Source organism: Lactobacillus sp. XV13L (assembly GCF_059900875.1).
Window position 1 is genome coordinate 300,338 of sequence record NZ_JBWXGD010000001.1, and the last position, 16,877, is coordinate 317,214.

Below are 16,877 nucleotides of genomic sequence, written 5' to 3' on the forward strand. Positions count from 1 at the left end.
TTTGTGCCTACATCGGGGGCTTGCGGTAGCGGCGCTTACTGACTGCCTCTTTTTTGCCTTCCGCCTTGCGCCGCAGCTTTTTGGCCGTCTTCACGTCCAGATATCCTTGAGTCCTGTTCCCTTCTGCCTGCAGTTCGATGAATTGTTCATAGTCGCGCGCGTCCAGCTGGCCGTTCTCAACGGCGGCACGAACGGCACACCCGGGCTCATTATTATGCCTGCAGTCACGGAAGCGGCAGTTTTGGGCTAATTCAACGATTACGGGGAAAACTTGGGCCGCGTTGCTTGTCCCGACGCCCACGCTCTTGATGCCGGGCGTGTCAATCAGGACAAAGCCACCGCGCGCAATCGGAATAAGCCGCGAAGAGGTCGTCGTGTGCCGGCCCTTGTCGGTCTTGGCACTGATGCTGCTCGTTGCCATTACCTCTTCGCCCGCAACCGCATTGACCAGTGTCGACTTGCCCACGCCCGAATTGCCGTAAAACGAGACCGTTTGACCAGGCAAGATGCTGGCCTTGAGCCCATCAATTCCCCCACCCGTGACGCTTGACGTGCAAAAAACGGCAACGCCCAATTCCGCCGCAAGCCTAGCCGCCAATTCACCGCTTGCCGGATTAAGGTCCGCCTTGGTCAAAACTAGGGACGTTTGGTATTCCTCATCTTTTTGGAAGGCGTAAAGGTAGCGCTTGATCCGCGTATCCTTAAAATTCTTGTTCAGCGAGATGCAAATGAATAGCTGGTCGAGGTTGCTGGCAGTATCCTTTTCGACGGCGTGGTACTCTTCGCCTGTTATGCGGCCCAAGGTGCTGTAACGCGGCAGGCGTTCATTAATGAGGTCGAAGTCAACTTGCCCCTCAATTGCCACCCAATCGCCCACCAAGAACCGCTCCGTGCGGTCCTTCGGAATGGCAGTATATTCACTGCCGTCGAGGTGCAGCACCTTGCAAACGCCCGCCGAGTTGAGTGCAACGCGTGCTAGCGTCAGGCTGCCTGCGACTTGCACGTGCTTTTTATATGTATCTAAACCTAATTCCATGTTTAACCCCTATAAAAAGCAGCGTTTGACGATGGCAGGCAACTTTTTCCTGCAGTCTTGCCACCGCTTTCAACGTTTAACTAACCTTTATTAGCTGCTTACCTTCTAATTTATACGCATGCGTAAACTCATTCTGCAAATCTTCCGGAATATGGTGATCAATCTCGACCACGGTCAGGTCGGAACCCAGAATTAATTCGTGAATTTCGTGTGCGGTTTGCGGATCTAATGAAGCGGTACCCTCGTCAATCAGCAGGAAATTGCGGTTATACAGGAATGCCCGGGCCAATTCAATCCGCTTCTTTTCACCGCCCGACAGGTTGGTCCCGTCTTCCTTGATGACCGCGTCCAGGCCAATCTTCTCGACCAGCGGTGTCAGGCCCGCTTCTTGAACGGCATGCGCTAGTTCCTGTTCAGAAAAATCCCGTCCCAGCGTCAGGTTGAAGCGCAGGGTATCGTGAAAAATGTTGGAATCCTGGTTAACCTCCCCGAAGTAGTCGGGGCGCGGGGCGATGGCCGTGCCGTCCGGCTGGATCAGTTCGACTCGACCCCGGCTAGGCTGCAGGACGTGGTCAATCAGCTTAAGCAGCGTACTCTTGCCCTGACCGCTGCGCCCGGTCAAAAGGATCTTCTCCCCGCGCCTAACCGTCAGGCTGGCGTTTTGCACAATGGATTTATCTGCATAGCCAAAGGTTACATTGTCTAGATGCAGCTCCTTGAAGTCGATTGTTGTCAGCTGGTCGCTTACTTCAGACTGGGGCAGCTTTTTAATCTTTTCCAGCTTGCCCAGAAGCGGCTTAGCCGAATTAATTGTTGTCATCGACTGGTTAATGGCTAAGATTGAGTTGACCACCCAGGTACTGGAATACTGGACCATGATAAAGGAAGAAAGCGGCAACCGGTGATCTAGAACAAACAAAATACCGATTCCGATGGGCAGGTACGACAGGGCATAAGCCAAGATGCCAGCCAGCAAGTTGCTCATAGCAATTGTGTTCTCCCGCTTTTGCTTAGCAGCAGCAGTGTCGGTAATAGCCTTCCTACCCTTTAGTAAAAAGAAGGGCATGGCGTTGTAGTGCAGAATCAGGTCGATGTGCTTAAGGTAGTCCGACATGAAACCCGTGTACTTGCCCACGCTGGCACTCCACGCCTTGGAACTAAGCATGACGCGCTTGGCCATAATCCTGGGAGCGACTGCCGAAATAACCGAGAAACACATGAAGACCAAGGTTAGCAGGAAGTTGGCGTTTAGAGCCATGACCAGGCAAAGCAGCAGGTTAACAATACTAGTAATTAATTTAAAGATTTCCTTGACGTAATTATTCTCGACCAGCTCTAAATCATTGGTGACAAAAGACAGCTTGTCGGAAACCGATCCCTTCTGCCGGACAAAGTCGGAAGAGAGCAGGTCGCTGCGCACGTTCCGGTTAAAAAGGTAGATGTTCCGGTTCAGGGTCCGCTCATACAGGTAACGAGCAAACGTCAAAAGAATGGTAGCCAGGACAATCAGACTAACTTCGACCACCACCCGCCTTTTATCGGCGGCCTCAACCATGGCAAAGATCTGCGAATAGGTCCACGTGCTGAAGGGCGTATCCAGGCCCACAATCACGGTCAAAATATTTTTTCATAATTTTCCATTCCTTGCGTTATTTTAGAAGGCCCCTTGCCTATCGTTACAAGCCATAGTGCAGATGCTGCAGCAAAATACAACGAAACAATCTTTTCTTAATTATAGAATATCTTATTAATATTTCAATGTTAAACTAATATTTTTTTAATTAAGTGCAACAAAAAAACGATTCAGTCATGCTGAATCGTTTTAAATTAAAGAGATAATTGGCGCTGTTGCCCTAAAGGTTGGCGTCCATGTTAAACGTCAACTTCGACATCTTGATCGACTCGATCATCATCTGGCCCCAGAATTTTTCGGAGCGTGTGCGCGTGTACTTAACCGTCTCCTGGTTTTCCTTGGTCAGGTATGCGGTCAGATCGGCACCGGTCTTGCCCTCTGCACCGTCAATTACATCGTGAACGCGACGACGGTAATACTGGTTCAACTCATTCAGGTAGTCCGTATCAAGCTGCACAAACTGCGGGTAGTGGCTTTCAACCAGAACGGCGAGCGACTTGTAGTACCACCAGGCGTCCTTCATGTTGTAGTCCAGGGACGTGTTGTTGTATGACGGATCCGTATCGCTCATGTTGGCAAAGAACGGCACAAACGGCGTGAAGGTCGGGCCGCCGATGCAGACCCACATGATGGCAGCGCGGTCTTGAGGCACGTCGTTCCTAATCTGCAAAATATGCGAGTTCTGCGTCCGGTTCAAACCGATTGGACGGAAGCGGTGCCTATCCTCTTCGGAACCGTGGCCAAACGGATCATACGGGGTGTTCTGGTAGTGACTGCCGAGGACAAACTCGATGTCCTCGCGCGTAATCTTCTTGGCGGCACGACGAATGAAGGGCAGGTCGCCGTCGGTTGGATCCTGCTCAATTTCCGGGTTGAAGTACTTTTGGCCGTACCATACCCGGTTGGTGTTATAGAAGCGGTCCTGCTGGCTGTAAGTGCCGAAAATATGGCGGAAGTTCCAGCCCTCATGGTCAACGTTCAGGTGGTGGCTGGAGACAAAGTCCTGGATGCCCTCGCTCCACATGAAGTTGTCCGGATCATCGAAGTCCACCTGCTCGATTGAAACCCGGTTGGCTGCGACAGCATAGGCATCATCCGGAATGCGCTGTGCAACCCAGTGGTGACCCGTGACGATCTCCATGTACCAGATTTCGTCCTTGTCACCAAACAGAACGGAGTTGCCGGCAGGAGAACCATACTTCTTGATCAGCTTGCCCAGATACTCGACGCCGCCGCGGGCGGAGTGGATGTACGGCAGAACGACGGTCTGCATGCAGTCCTCGTCCAGGCCGTCTTTGACCAGCGGATCATAAGCCAGTGCGCGTTCGTTGCCGTAAGTGGATTCGGTGCAGGACATCGCCACGTTCTCCTGGTTGATGCCGCTTTCGTCGTAGTAGCCGCGGTGCTTGTAGTCAACGTTCGGAACGGCTGGGACCGCCTGTGCATCTTCCGGCAGGTCCATGGCGAACTTGTTCAGCCAGGACTTGATCTTGCGGCCCTTTTCACCCTTGGTGGCCGGTTCAATTATGAACTTCTGCGGGGTGATGGGGCGGAAGGTGTCGTCGTTGCGGGCAATCATCGTTGACCCGTCAACCGAGGCGTTTTTTCCAACTAAAATCGTGGTGCATGCACTATATTCTTTCATGTGTAAACTCCTTTAAACTAAATACAATTATACTAAACAAGGTCATGAAAAAGACCGACGGCATAGTCAGCGGCATCAAAGTCAGCCAGATCGCTAGGCTTTTCACCCAAACCCACCAGTTTAACCGGCAGTTTCATCTCATTGCGAATGGCTAAGACGACGCCACCCTTGGACGTCCCGTCCAACTTGGTCAGAACAAGCCCGGTCAGCTTCGTTGTCTTGTCAAAGTCCTTGGCCTGGAGCAGCGCGTTTTGCCCCGTTGAACCGTCCAGGACTAGCAGGGTCTCGGTTGGCTCGTCCGGTGCCTGCTTCTTGATCGTCCGCTCAATCTTTTCCAGCTCGCTCATCAGGTTCTTCTTATTCTGCAGGCGGCCCGCCGTATCCACAAGCAGGTAGTCAGCGTGATCTTCTAGCGCCCTGCTCGTGGCATCAAAGACCACCGCGGCCGGGTCGGCCTGGTCCTGCCCGGTCACAACAGGCACACCCACGCGCTTGCCCCACTCAACCAGCTGCTCAACCGCACCGGCCCTGAAGGTATCGGCAGCGGCCAGCAGAACCGACTTGCCTTCGTCCTTGAAGCGCTTGGCTAACTTGCCGATGGTCGTGGTCTTGCCGGCACCGTTCACGCCGACAAAAAGGTAGATGTTGGGCTTGCCGTCAGCGTGTGCGCGCAGATGCTCGTTTGCGGAATCACCATTTTGGTCGTAGAGGTTGACCAGCTTTTCGACGATTACCTTCTTCAAGTCATCGCGCGACTTAGCGTTCTGCAATTTGGCCTCATCCCGCAGCTGGGTTGTCAGCTCCTCGGCGGTCTCATAGCCCACGTCCGATTCAATCAGCAATTCTTCCAAATCATCAAAAAAATCCTCATCGACCGCGCGGAATTGGGCAAAGAAACGGTTGAGCCGGGCACCAAAGCCCTTGTTGGTCTTCTCCAGCCCCTTTTCATAGAGTGCGGTCTGGTCAACCGGACCGCTTGCTGCGGTTTTTTGCACGTCCGCCGGTGCAGAATCATCGCTTTCCGGTGCGGTATCCTCAACTTCTCCTGCGGGTGCTTCCTTCGCATCATTGCCTGCCCGGGCAGTGTCTACTTCGCCCGCGTCTGACCCAGGAATATCCTGCCCTTTAGCGGGCGCATCAGCTTTTACCGCAGACGTTTCAGACGACGCTTCAGCTGAAGCGGACGCAGCATCCCCTTCAGCGGCGATCTCATCAGCGGCCGCTTTTTCCTGGCCATCCTGCTTCTTTTGCTCTGTCTGGTCACTATTGTCGCCAAACAATGACTTCTTAATCTTATCAAATAAACCCACTCTCAGCTCACCTCATCCTTTAATTCTCTTAACGAAACCGACAAAACCTGCGAAACGCCGGACTCCTGCATCACGACGCCGTACAGTTGGTCGGCCCGTTCCATCGTTCCACGCCTGTGCGTGATCACGATAAACTGGGTATGCATGTCGTAGCGCTCCAAAAACTGGGCAAAGCGCGTCACGTTGGCATCGTCAAGCGCCGCTTCGACCTCATCCAGTATGCAAAAAGGCACGGGCTTGACCTTGAGCAGCGCAAAGAGCAGCGTGATTGCCGTCAGCGCGCGCTCACCACCGGAAAGCAGACTCAACCGCTGCTGCTTCTTACCCGGCGGCTGCGCCACAATCTCAACCCCGCTCGTCAACAGGTCGTCGGGCGCAGTCAAAACCAGCTTGGCACTGCCACCGCCGAAGACAACCGGGTAAAGCGCGGTAAAGCTCTTGGCGACCGCGCAAAAAGTCTCGTTAAAGCGGCTGCAGACTTCGGCGTCCAGTTCAGCCATCGATTCGCGCAGGTTGTCGCGCCCCTTGAGCAGGTCAGACTGCTGGCCGGTCAAGAACTCGTAGCGCGACTTAACGTCTTGGTACTCCTCAATCGCCTTCAGGTTGACCGGTCCAATGTCGGCTAGAGACATCTGGTGGAGCTTAACGCTCTTTTGCAATTTGGCCCTTGTTTGTTCATTATTTTCGCCTTCAGCTTGGCTCAGGGCAGCCTCATAACTCAAAGCGTAATCCTTGGAGAGCTTCTCTAGTCGCTGGTCAATCTTGCTGGCCAACTGGGCAATCTTAACGGAAAAATCCTGCTGCTCGGCGGCTGCACCCTTGCGCAGGTCATAGTTGCGACTCGCAACCTGATCAAGCTGGTTGATTTTGGCATCATACCTGCCCAATTGTGCACTCATAGTATTCAGCTTGGCCTGCAGCTTCTTTTTGCGCTCCGTTTCCCGCTTCAAATCAGCGGCCAGCTTCTTTTTCTTCTCCTGGTCCAAGCTGCCGTTCTGCTCAAGTGCCGCTAGCTTGGCCGTTAGGGTCTTAACCTGCTCTTGGGACTGGTTCAAGCTGTGGGACTTCTCCGTCTTCTTGTTGACCAGGTTCTCAAGCTTGTTGGTAAGGACGGCAATTTGCGGATCGAGGTCGGCCAATTTTTCCTGCACCTGCTGGTTGATTGCCGTAAAATTCTTGATCTGCTCCTGGACGGCGTTAATCGCAGCCTTTTGCTGGTCAATCTGTTCTACGTAGGCTTGCTGCTTGTCTTCAGCCGCCCTAATCTTTTCCTTGATTGCCTCGGCCTGCTCAGCACGTTCCTGCTTGCGCTGGACAAACAGCTTGCTGGCTGCCTTGAGGCGGTTGACTTCCTTCTCCTGGTTTTGGTACGAAAGCACCGCCTCACCCAAGTCACGGCTGTATTCCTGCGTCCTGGTCTGGGCATCCGCCACCTTCTGCTCCACGTCCGCACTGACCGCCGTCAACGCAGCAAACTGACTCTGGTCGTGATCCAACTGCTGCTTGAGCTGCGCAATATTCTTCTTCAGCTCATTAAGCTCGGTGGTCGTCTGCAGGGGCGAGTTGTTCTTCTGGCTGCGTTCCCCACCGGTCATCGAACCGCCGGGCGCAACCACGTCCCCGTCCAGCGTGACGATGCGGTAGCGGGCAATGCGCTGCCTGATCTTCATCGCATTATCAATCGTGTCGACGATTACCGTGCTGCCCAACAAGTAATTGATGGCCGCACTAATGTCCCTTTTCGCCGAACTCGCGACCAGTTCACTGGCAATGCCCTGGTAGCCCGGATAGGAAGCCAAAATCTTGACCGTTGAAGGCGGAATCACGTATTCACGCAGGCCGTCAAGCGGCAAAAACGTTGCCCGCCCAGCGTGGTCTGCCTTCAACTGGTTAATCGCGTCCCGTGCACTAACCCGCGTCGTTGTGACCAGGTCCTGGACGCCGCCGCCCAGCGCGGTCGACATCGCCGCCTCCAGCTGCACTGGAAAAGTGATCAGTTCGCCCACTGCTCCAATGACGCCCGGATAGCGGTCCAGGTGGTTGAGGACATTTTTCACCCCGTAGTAGTAGCCCTCGTGGCGCTTACGGATATTTTCCAACGCCTCATAGCGGGCCTGCACCTGGCTGTAGCGCCGGCTGTTGTCATTGACCAGTTTGCGCAGGTCGGCCAATTCAGACTGCTGCTCCTGCTGCTTTGCGGTTAAGCCGGACCAGCGCTTTTTCTCGGCCTGATACTTTTGCTTGAGGGTTTTGCCCCGCTCGCGCAGCCGGTCCAGTTCCCCGCTCGACTTCTTCAGCTGAGCGGACACGTCGTCTTTTTGGTATTCACGGTCGTTAGCCGTCCGGCTCAGTTCCGCTTTGAGGTAGACCACCTGGTTATTGTTAGACGTCTGGTCCTGCAGCAGCTGAATGTAGCTGGCACGTAGGTCCTCAAGCTGCCGGTTCAGCTGCTCCGGGTTTGTGTCCAGACGGTTCGTCAATTCCCTGCGCTTATCCTGGAGCTTGGCCTGGTCACGCTTCAGCTCAGCCTCACCTTGGGCCAGCTTAGCGCATTCGTTGGTCAGCAGCTTAGTCTGCTCCTGCAGGTCGGCCAGTTCGGCTTCGTATTCCTTCTTCGTTGCATCGCTGTACTGCTTGCTCTGCTCTGCCACCTGCAGGCTGGTGTTAAAATCAGACAGTTTCTTGGTCAAAGCCAAGAGGTCGCTTTGGACCTGCTCGCGCTCCGTGCTGATCTGCTTGTATTCGTCACGCTTGGCCGCAACGGCATCCTGTGATTCCTTGACCTCCCGGTCAAACTTTTCAAGCAGAACCTGATTCTGGTCCGCCTGCTCCTGCACCTTCTGTTTCTGCTGGTCCAGGTCCGCAATTTCAAAGGCCAAAAGGGTCTTCAGGTCCCGATCCAGTCCTTCCTTTTGAAATTGGTGCTGCTTGGCCAGAGAACTTTGTTCGTGCAGCGGTTCAACCCGCTGCTCCAGTTCCTTGACCAGGTCATTGATGCGAATCAGGTTGTCGGTCGTCTGGTCGAGCTGCGCGCTGGCTTCTTCCTTCTGCTTCTTAAAGTGAAGGATTCCGGCCGCTTCCTCGAACAGGCTCCGCCGGTCCTCCGGCCGCGAATTCAGAATCTGGTCAACCCGACCCTGCGAAATAATCGCCAGGCTGTCCTGCGAAATGCCCGAATCCAAAAACAGGGCCCGAACATCACGCTGACGCACGCTGTGCTTGTTGATTAAGTACTCGCTTTCGCCGGAACGCAAAATGCGACGGGTAATAATTACCTGGTCGTCATCAAAATTGAGTTCGCGGTGCTCATTGGCAAAGATCATCGTTACTTCGGCGTGACTGGCCGCCTTGCGGAATTCGCTGCCCGCAAAAATAACGTCCTTCATATTCGAACCGCGCAGCGACTTGGCACTCGACTCGCCCATGACCCAGCGAATAGCTTCGGTGATATTGCTTTTGCCGCTGCCGTTGGGCCCAACTACACCCGTAATTCCGGTATTAAACTTGATCTCTGTTTTATCGGCAAATGACTTAAAACCATCAATAATAAGTTCTGTTAATGGCACTAACTCATCCCCCTTTAATTGAGCAGCTTCAGGGCGGCCTTGGCGGCCTCTTGCTCTGCGGCCTTCTTGTTGTGTCCTGCGCCCTGGGACACGGCCTTGCCGTTGACCGCCAGTTGGACGGTAAAGCGGGAAGGCATCTGCTCCTCGCTCAAGACCGTGTATTCAATCCGCACCGGTCCATCCTGCTGCAATAATTCCTGCAGGTCAGTCTTATAGTCGCGCGAGGCATCAAACTTGCCGGCATCAATTAACGGGTAAACGGTCAGGCTCAAAAAGTGCTCGACCGCATCCATGCCCTGATCAAGGAAAAGCGCACCGTTGAACGCCTCAAACACGTCTTCTAAGAGTGTTTTGCGCGCACGTGCCCCCGCTTTTTCTTCACCATGACCCAGATTGATTTGGGCAGGGAAGCCAAACTCCTGCGCAAACTCGGCAAAGCCCTCGGTGTCAACAATATTGGACCGCATGCGCGTCAGTTCACCCTCGTTTAAATCGGGGAAATTCCGGAACAGGTAGTTCGAAATTGTCAATTCAAGCACCGCATCCCCCAAGAATTCCAGCTTTTCATAGTTGCGAATCCCGTCTCCGGGGTGCTCATTTGCATAAGAAGAGTGGGTAAAGGCCTCTTCCAGAAGTTTGGGATTTTCAAACCTGATTTTGTATTTCGTCTTTAACTGATTAATAAATTTTGTACTAACCATTTTGCCAGCCCCCTTGTCTTCTTAGATTATACCAGTTTTTACCACCTAAAATAAAAAAGAAAACTATTGCTGAAAATTTATGCAATAGTTTTCTTCATTACTGTAAAAAGTGTGGTCTAATTGATGCATTAAGGAGACTTTAATTATTTAGCGTAGCCAACTTGGTACCATAATTGGTGACCATTATTGTTTTGTGAAGGTTTAAGTGAATATCCGGCCAGCTTGCTGTTAACAGCATCAATTTGGTATTCATTATAAGTTGGAATTACGTAAGCCTGATCAACCATGTACTTCTGCCACTCATGGAACTTCTCAACCCGGTATTTGTGATTGAAGGCCTTTTGCGAATCCATTTCCTCAATGAGCTTATTGTTCTCCGGCGTGACAAAACGGGAGTAGTTTGACATTGTTCCTTCACTGAACATTTGCTGCTGCGAAGGCTCTGAAGACAGACTCCAGCCTGCCATGAACATATCGACCTTCGGATCATCGTGCTGGACCTTGTCGTAGAACGAATTGAACTCCGTTAGACGACCGCCCAGCAGCTTCACGTTCAGGCCAATCTTGTGCCACTGTTGAATATAGTTTTGCACAATCGGTTCCTGGATTGCACTACCAGACATGGCCGCAAAGGTAATCGCAAGCGGCTTGCCGTTCGGCTGCACCCGCCATTTGCCCTTCTTCTTAAAGCCGGCCTTATCCAGAATTTGGTTGGCCTTCTTCAGATTATAAGTGTAGCCCTTGTTGCTCTTGTCGAAGTAATCACCAAACTGGGCCGGAATTAATGTTGGAATCTGGAAACTCAAGCCATCAGTATAGTGCTTGTAGACCGCATCGGTATTCATCGCATAAGCCATGGCCTGGCGCAATGACTTGTTGCCCATTTTAGCGTTAGGATTCATGACGTTCTTAGACTTCTTGTCATCCCACTTGCCGACCTTGAATGCAACATAGCGGTATGCAAGTGGAACCTGGGCGACAAACGTAACGTCCTTGGTGCCCTTGACCTGCTTCCACTGTGCGTTAACAACGCGTGCAACGTCAAACTTATGGCTCTTAATTGATTGCGAAGCTGAATTAGGGTTAACCACTTGGTAGATGATCTTATCCAATTTTGGCTTGCCGCGCCAGTAGTACTTGTTTGGCACCCATGTAACCGACTGACCGCGGACGATATGATCGACTTTATACGGGCCAAAGTACAGCGGCTTTTTTCTAACTTCATCTGAAGCTTCCAACTTTGCAAACGGAATATGCTTTAAGTAGTGGTACGGAGCCGCTGATTCCCAAAAATAGCCATTGCCGCTGTTGTACATTCCGGGTTTCAATTCCTTGCAATGCAGCACAGCTACACGGCCGTTTTCGCCATCCGGCATTTCGATGCCGGAAATCGTCTTGGCCTTGCCTTCATGATATTCCTGCATGCCATTAATGATATTAAATTGACTGGAATATCGCTGTGATTTTGTGGCCTTGTTGGCGATAATTTCATAAGCATATTCAATATCCTTAGCGGTTACCTGCTTGCCGTCGGACCACTTGACGCCCTTTTTAACCGTAATCGTAACCGTCTTGGCCTTACGATCTAGCTTTAAGGTTGCAGGACCCTTGTCAGTGATCTTATAGTGATCATCGGTATCAAACAACGATTCTTGTCCAGGCGATGAAACATCGGCGGAAGGCTGGTCCATTTGCAGCTCTTCATTAAATACGCCAGTAAAAGGAGTATCGGTTTCTTCTGCAATTTTTAATGTTCCGCCTTGCTTAGCGTCCTTTTTAGACATTTCAACGGGAAACTTGCTGGCCGTTTTTGCACCTTCATTGCTGCTGCCGCTTTTGCCACAGGCTACTAGAGTAAGTGCTGCTGCACTAACAACGCCAATTGAACTAAGTAATTTTGTTTTATTCATTTTTTTACTCCTTTTCACTAGTAGAATAATTAGTGAAGTTTCTAAAACAAGTTAATGATTAAATAATACCACATAAAATGAAAAAAGCAATAAAATTATTCATTTTTATCTAATTAAATTTATAACATATTTGTGGCCACAATTAAAGATCCTGAGACAAAGCCCAAGATCTTTATTAACTAGTATTGACTATTTACTTAACAAAACCAACCTTGTACCACAGCGGGTAACCATTAGTGCTTTCAGACGGCTTCAAAGAGTAACCAGAAATCTTCTTATTAACTGCTTTGACACTGTAACTGTTCTGTTCGGGAATGACAAACGCCTGGTCAAACATGTACTTCTGCCATTCGTGGAATTTCTCCACCCTGTACTTGTGGTTGAAGGCCTTCTGTGAATCCATCTCCTCAAGCAGTTTATTGTTCTCGGGTGTCACAAAGCGATCATAATTGAACTCTGTATGTTCATTATAGAGACCCATTGGTGATGGCTCAGATGAAAGCGACCAGCCTGCTTCAAACATGTCATATGACGGATCATCGTTATGAATCTTATCGTAGAAGGAGTTGCCTTCGGTCAGGCGTCCACCGGTAAGGGTAACATTCAGACCAATCTTGTGCCACTGTTGAATATAGTTCTGGATAATCGGTTCCTGCGTAACGCCACCGGACATGGCCATGAACTTAATGCTCAGTGGCTTGCCGTTGGGCTGAACACGCCACTTGCCCTTCTTCTTGTAGCCGGCCTTGTCTAGAATTTCGTTGGCCTTCTTCAGGTTATACGTATAGCCCTTAATGTCCTTGTTGAAGTAATCGCCAAATTGGGCTGGAATTAAAGTTGGAACTCTAAATGACATGCCATGAGTGTAGTGCTTCAAAACGTCGTCAACGTTCATCGCATAGCCGATAGCTTGACGCAATGCCTTGTTGTTCATCTTCGACTTGTGATCCATCACGTTCTTGCCCTGTTTGGCATCCCACTTGCCGAGATGAAAGCCAATATACCAATAGCCCAATGGAATATCAGCTACAAAATTGACTCCTTTAGTGTCCTTAACTTGATTCCACTGGGAGTTGATTACCTGAGTAATGTCAAACTTGTGGCTCTTAATGGCCTGAGAAGCTGATTGTGACGAAACAACTTGGTAAACAATCTTGTCCAATTTTGGCTTACCGCGCCAGTAGTACTTGTTGGGCGTCCACGTAGCGGCTTGCCCACGCACTAACTTGGTTAAGACGAACGGTCCAAAGTAGAGCGGCTTCTTTCTGATTTTATCAGAAGACATCAACTTGCTGAACGGCACATCCTTCAAGTAATGATACGGCGCAGCTGATTCCCAGAAGTAATCATTGCCTGAGTTAGTCATGCCCGGCTTTAGTTCTGAGTAATGCAGAATCACTGTCCGACCTGATGGGCCATCCGGCATTTCAATTCCGGAAATCGTCTTTGATTTGCCGTCGTGGTATTCCTTCAAGCCCTTGATTTTTTCAAGTTGGGAATTATAGCGCTGTGACTTTGACGATTTGTTTGCAATAATTTCGTAGGGATACTCAACGTCCTTGGCAGTCACCTGCTTACCGTCGGACCACTTGACACCCTTCTTAACCGTGATTGTCACCGTCTTGTTCTTGTGGTCAATCTTCATCGTAGCCGGACCCTTATCGTTAATCCGGTAGTCATCATCCGTATCAAACAACGCTTCATTACCCGGTGATGCTACTTCTGAATCAGTCGTAACGGTAGACAGCTCATTAGAAAAGATACCGGTAAAAGGTGAGTTGGCAAGCAGGGCCAACTTTAACGTGCCACCCTGCTTCGTTTCCTTGGCCGGCACTGCGGCTGGAAACTTGCTGGCCGTCTTAGCATCGTCAGCATTATCATTGTTGCTGCTCTTGCCACAGGCAACAAGGGCAAGTGCTGCTGCACTAACGACCCCTAACGAACTAAATAATTTTGCTTTCTTCATATACATAACTCCTTCATTATTAGGATTGGCAATGTTTTCAAAACAAGTTAATAATTTAATATTAGCATAATTAATTAAATATTCAATAGCATTGTTCATTTTAATCTAATGCAATTCTATATAATTAAATATACGCTCACATAAAAACCCCGAGAAAATCTCGAGGCTTAACTGTCTTATTGAAAAATACTTATTTAGCATAGCCAACTTGGTACCATAATTGGTGGCCGTTGTTATTTTGTGACGGCTTCATTGAATAACCCGTCAGCTTGTCGTTAACCGCTACAACCTTGTAGGAATTATTAACCGGAATAACGTAGGCTTGATCAAACATGTACTGCTGCCACTCGTGGAACTTCTGTACCCGGTACTTGTGGTCGAAAGATTTTTGCGAGTCTAATTCGTTAATCAGTTTGGTATTCTCCGGCGTTGCAAAACGGGCGTAGTTCCATGATGCATTCTCCGCGTACATCGTAGCCGGGGAGGGTTCACTTGCCAAACTGATAGCTGCCATGAACATGTCAACAGACGGATCATCATTTCGAAGCTTGTCGTAGAATGAATTGAACTCGGTCAAACGGCCACCCGCAAGACTAACATTCAACCCAATCTTGTGCCACTGCTGCAGGTAGTTCTGCATAGTCGGCTCCTGGGTAGAATTGCCAGCCATGGCCATAAACTTGATCTTGAGCGGTTTGCCGTTAGGCTGCACGCGCCACTTGCCCTTCTTCTTGTAGCCAGCCTTGTCCAAAATCTGGTTGGCCTTCTTCAAATTGTAGCTGAAGCCCTTGGTATCTTTGTCAAAGTAGTCGCCAAACTGAGCCGGAATGAGGGTTGGCACCTGGAAGGATAACCCGTGCGTGTAGTGCTTGTCAACATCAGATACGTTCATTGCGTAGCCAATGGCCTGCCGCAGTGCCTTGTTATTCATCTTGGACTTCGAATCCATCACGTTCTTGCCCCTTTTGGCATCCCACTTGCCGACCTTGAACCCCATGTAGCTGTATGATAGCGGTATTTGTGCAACAAATTTTACGTCCTTGGTGTTCTTCACTTCAGTCCACTGGGAATTAACTACTTCAGCTACATCGAACTTGTGGCTCTTGATTGCCTGGGAAGCCGAGTTTTGTGAAACAACCTGGTAGACAATCTTGTCGAGCTTTGGCTGGCCCCGCCAGTAGTACTTGTTAGGCGTCCACGTAGCAGACTGGCCCCGCACCAATTTAGAAAGCTTGAACGGGCCAAAGTAAAGCGGGTTCTTTCTAATCTTGTCCGAAGATTCCAGCTTGTTAAAGGGCACATCCTTAAGGTAGTGGTAAGGGGCAGCACTTTCCCAGAAATATCCGTTGCCCGAATTGTACATGCCCGGCTTTAACTCCGTGTAGTGCAGTACCATGGTACGGCCATTCTCGCCTTCTGGCATTTCGATACCAGAAATAGTATCAGCCTTGCCCTCGTGGTAGTCCTTCATCCCCTTGATAAGTTCAAACTTGGAATCGTACCTTTGCGACTTGGTTGCCTTGTTGGCCATGATTTCGTAGGAGTATTCCATGTCCTTGGCGGTTACCTGCTTGCCGTCTGACCACTTGACGCCCTTTTTCATCGTAATTGTGACAGTATTGTTCTTGCGGTCAAGCTTCAGGGTAGCTGGCCCCTTATCGTTGATCCGGTAGTTATCATCCGTATCAAACAATGATTCCTCACCCGGGGAAGCAACATCACTATCAAAGGCCGTTGAATTTAATTCATCTGAGAAGATGCCCGTGAATGGGGACTCTGTCTCCAGGGCCACTTTAAGCGTGCCCCCCTTTTTGATATCCTTCTTCGGCATTTCACTTGGAAACTTGCTGGCCGTCTTGGCATCATCGGCATTGTTGTTATCGCTCTTGCCACAAGCAGCTAGGGCAAGCGCAGCTGCACTCACAATTCCTAATGTACCAAGTAATTTTGTTTTTTTCATTTACACATAACTCCTTCTTATATTGGAATAGAAAAAGTTTTTAAAACAAGCTAACAACTAAATACTAGCATAGATAATTAATAGTTCAACCTCTAGACGCCTATCACTTCTTTATGAATCAACAAGCAAACTCCATTTTAATATTTCGACATAAAAAAGCGTTCACAATAGTCAGACTGTTGCCTGTCTATTGTAAAGCACTCCCTTAATTATTATATTTTTCCTTGCTAGTTTTCACGCTGCCGAGCGTCACCCGCACGCTGCAGGGCCCGACCAACGTAGTTAATGCTAAGAGAAATCGCCAACAGCAAGATTGTCGCAGGCAGCCACAGCCACGGCCGACTGACAACATTCACCGGGTCGTTGGCAAACCCAATTAGGGTACCAAGCGATGGTACATCAGATGGCAAGCCGTAGCCGATAAAGGACAGAGTCGTTTCGATACCAATGTTGCCGGCAACCGTCAGAACCACGTCGATAATCAACATGGAGGTAATGTTAGGCAGAACCTCCCGAAACATGATCTTGATGTCAGATGAACCAGACGTCTTGGAGGCCAACACGTAGTCGCGGCCCCGCTGCGAGAGAACGAAGGCCCTCATCAGCCTTGCCGTCGAGGTCCAGCCAAAAAGCGAAATAATCCACACTAATGTTATTGGACTAAATTTAGGAACAACTGTTACTAAGACAATTTCAATTGGAAATGTCGGCAGCACCTGGACAAAGTCGACGATTCTCATGATGACTGCATCAACCCAGCCGCCGTAATAGCCTGAAACCAGACCAATGAGCAAGCCGACCGTCTCACAGACAGCGGTCACGCCCAGACCGATTAGGATAGAGTTGCGACCACCCATTATCAAGAGATTAAGGATGTCACGCCCCCCGTCATCGGTACCCAGCAAGTGGCCATTTGTGGCCCAGCTGGTATAAGATTCGATAATATTAGTCTCTGCAACCTTATCCGAATTGAGGAATAAGGAACCACCAAACGTAAATAGCAAGACCAGGATAATAACAATGAAGGCCGTCAGGGCAATCTTGTCTTTGACAATCTCGTGCACAACCACCTTGAAACCTGACGTCGGAGAGGAAATTTTACGCTTCTTAGTATCTTTTTTCAAAGTATTTTCTTTCTTTTCAGACATTT

At 50.0% G+C, this 16,877-nt stretch carries 10 protein-coding genes; all 10 read right to left on the reverse strand.

Features of this window, described 5'->3' with window-relative positions:
• Window positions 1-7: 7 nt before the first annotated feature.
• Complete coding sequence (gene rsgA / locus AC2JF6_RS01410) at window positions 8-1,036, reverse strand: ribosome small subunit-dependent GTPase A (RefSeq protein WP_500728969.1); 1,029 nt, start codon at window positions 1,034-1,036, stop codon at window positions 8-10.
• Window positions 1,037-1,112: 76 nt separating this feature from the next.
• Window positions 1,113-2,648, reverse strand: a complete 1,536-nt coding sequence (locus AC2JF6_RS01415; RefSeq protein ID WP_500729096.1) for an ATP-binding cassette domain-containing protein — start codon at window positions 2,646-2,648, stop codon at window positions 1,113-1,115.
• A 241-nt stretch (window positions 2,649-2,889) separates the two neighbouring features.
• Window positions 2,890-4,314 (reverse strand): C69 family dipeptidase, encoded by a 1,425-nt coding sequence (locus tag AC2JF6_RS01420; RefSeq protein ID WP_500728970.1) that lies wholly within the window; start codon window positions 4,312-4,314, stop codon window positions 2,890-2,892.
• Window positions 4,315-4,346: 32 nt separating this feature from the next.
• Entirely contained in the window at window positions 4,347-5,624 is a 1,278-nt protein-coding gene (gene ftsY, locus AC2JF6_RS01425; RefSeq protein ID WP_500728971.1) for a signal recognition particle-docking protein FtsY, read from the reverse strand.
• Window positions 5,625-5,626: 2 nt separating this feature from the next.
• Window positions 5,627-9,190, reverse strand: a complete 3,564-nt coding sequence (gene smc / locus AC2JF6_RS01430) for a chromosome segregation protein SMC (RefSeq protein ID WP_500728972.1) — start codon at window positions 9,188-9,190, stop codon at window positions 5,627-5,629.
• A 14-nt stretch (window positions 9,191-9,204) separates the two neighbouring features.
• Complete coding sequence (rnc, locus tag AC2JF6_RS01435; RefSeq protein WP_500728973.1) at window positions 9,205-9,891, reverse strand: ribonuclease III; 687 nt, start codon at window positions 9,889-9,891, stop codon at window positions 9,205-9,207.
• Between the two features lie 143 nt (window positions 9,892-10,034).
• Entirely contained in the window at window positions 10,035-11,801 is a 1,767-nt protein-coding gene (locus AC2JF6_RS01440; protein WP_500728974.1) for an oligopeptide ABC transporter substrate-binding protein, read from the reverse strand.
• A gap of 193 nt (window positions 11,802-11,994) precedes the next feature.
• Complete coding sequence (locus AC2JF6_RS01445) at window positions 11,995-13,767, reverse strand: oligopeptide ABC transporter substrate-binding protein (RefSeq protein WP_500728975.1); 1,773 nt, start codon at window positions 13,765-13,767, stop codon at window positions 11,995-11,997.
• A 190-nt stretch (window positions 13,768-13,957) separates the two neighbouring features.
• The gene (locus AC2JF6_RS01450; protein WP_500728976.1) at window positions 13,958-15,727 is read right to left on the reverse strand and encodes an oligopeptide ABC transporter substrate-binding protein; all 1,770 of its coding nucleotides are present in this window, start codon (window positions 15,725-15,727) and stop codon (window positions 13,958-13,960) included.
• Window positions 15,728-15,954: 227 nt separating this feature from the next.
• Window positions 15,955-16,875 carry an ABC transporter permease gene (locus AC2JF6_RS01455; protein ID WP_500728978.1) on the reverse strand — a complete coding sequence of 307 codons (921 nt, stop codon included), beginning with the start codon at window positions 16,873-16,875 and terminating at the stop codon, window positions 15,955-15,957.
• Window positions 16,876-16,877: the final 2 nt, after the last annotated feature.

What these genes read in the sequence shown, in the direction of transcription:
- rsgA (WP_500728969.1), bottom strand. Translation starts at nt 1,036, where the DNA reads ATGGAATTAGGTTTAGATACATATAAAAAGCACGTGCAAGTCGCAGGC.
- AC2JF6_RS01420 (WP_500728970.1), bottom strand. Translation starts at nt 4,314, where the DNA reads ATGAAAGAATATAGTGCATGCACCACGATTTTAGTTGGAAAAAACGCC.
- rnc (WP_500728973.1), bottom strand. Translation starts at nt 9,891, where the DNA reads ATGGTTAGTACAAAATTTATTAATCAGTTAAAGACGAAATACAAAATC.
- AC2JF6_RS01440 (WP_500728974.1), bottom strand. Translation starts at nt 11,801, where the DNA reads ATGAATAAAACAAAATTACTTAGTTCAATTGGCGTTGTTAGTGCAGCA.
- AC2JF6_RS01445 (WP_500728975.1), bottom strand. Translation starts at nt 13,767, where the DNA reads ATGAAGAAAGCAAAATTATTTAGTTCGTTAGGGGTCGTTAGTGCAGCA.
- AC2JF6_RS01450 (WP_500728976.1), bottom strand. Translation starts at nt 15,727, where the DNA reads ATGAAAAAAACAAAATTACTTGGTACATTAGGAATTGTGAGTGCAGCT.
- AC2JF6_RS01455 (WP_500728978.1), bottom strand. Translation starts at nt 16,875, where the DNA reads ATGTCTGAAAAGAAAGAAAATACTTTGAAAAAAGATACTAAGAAGCGT.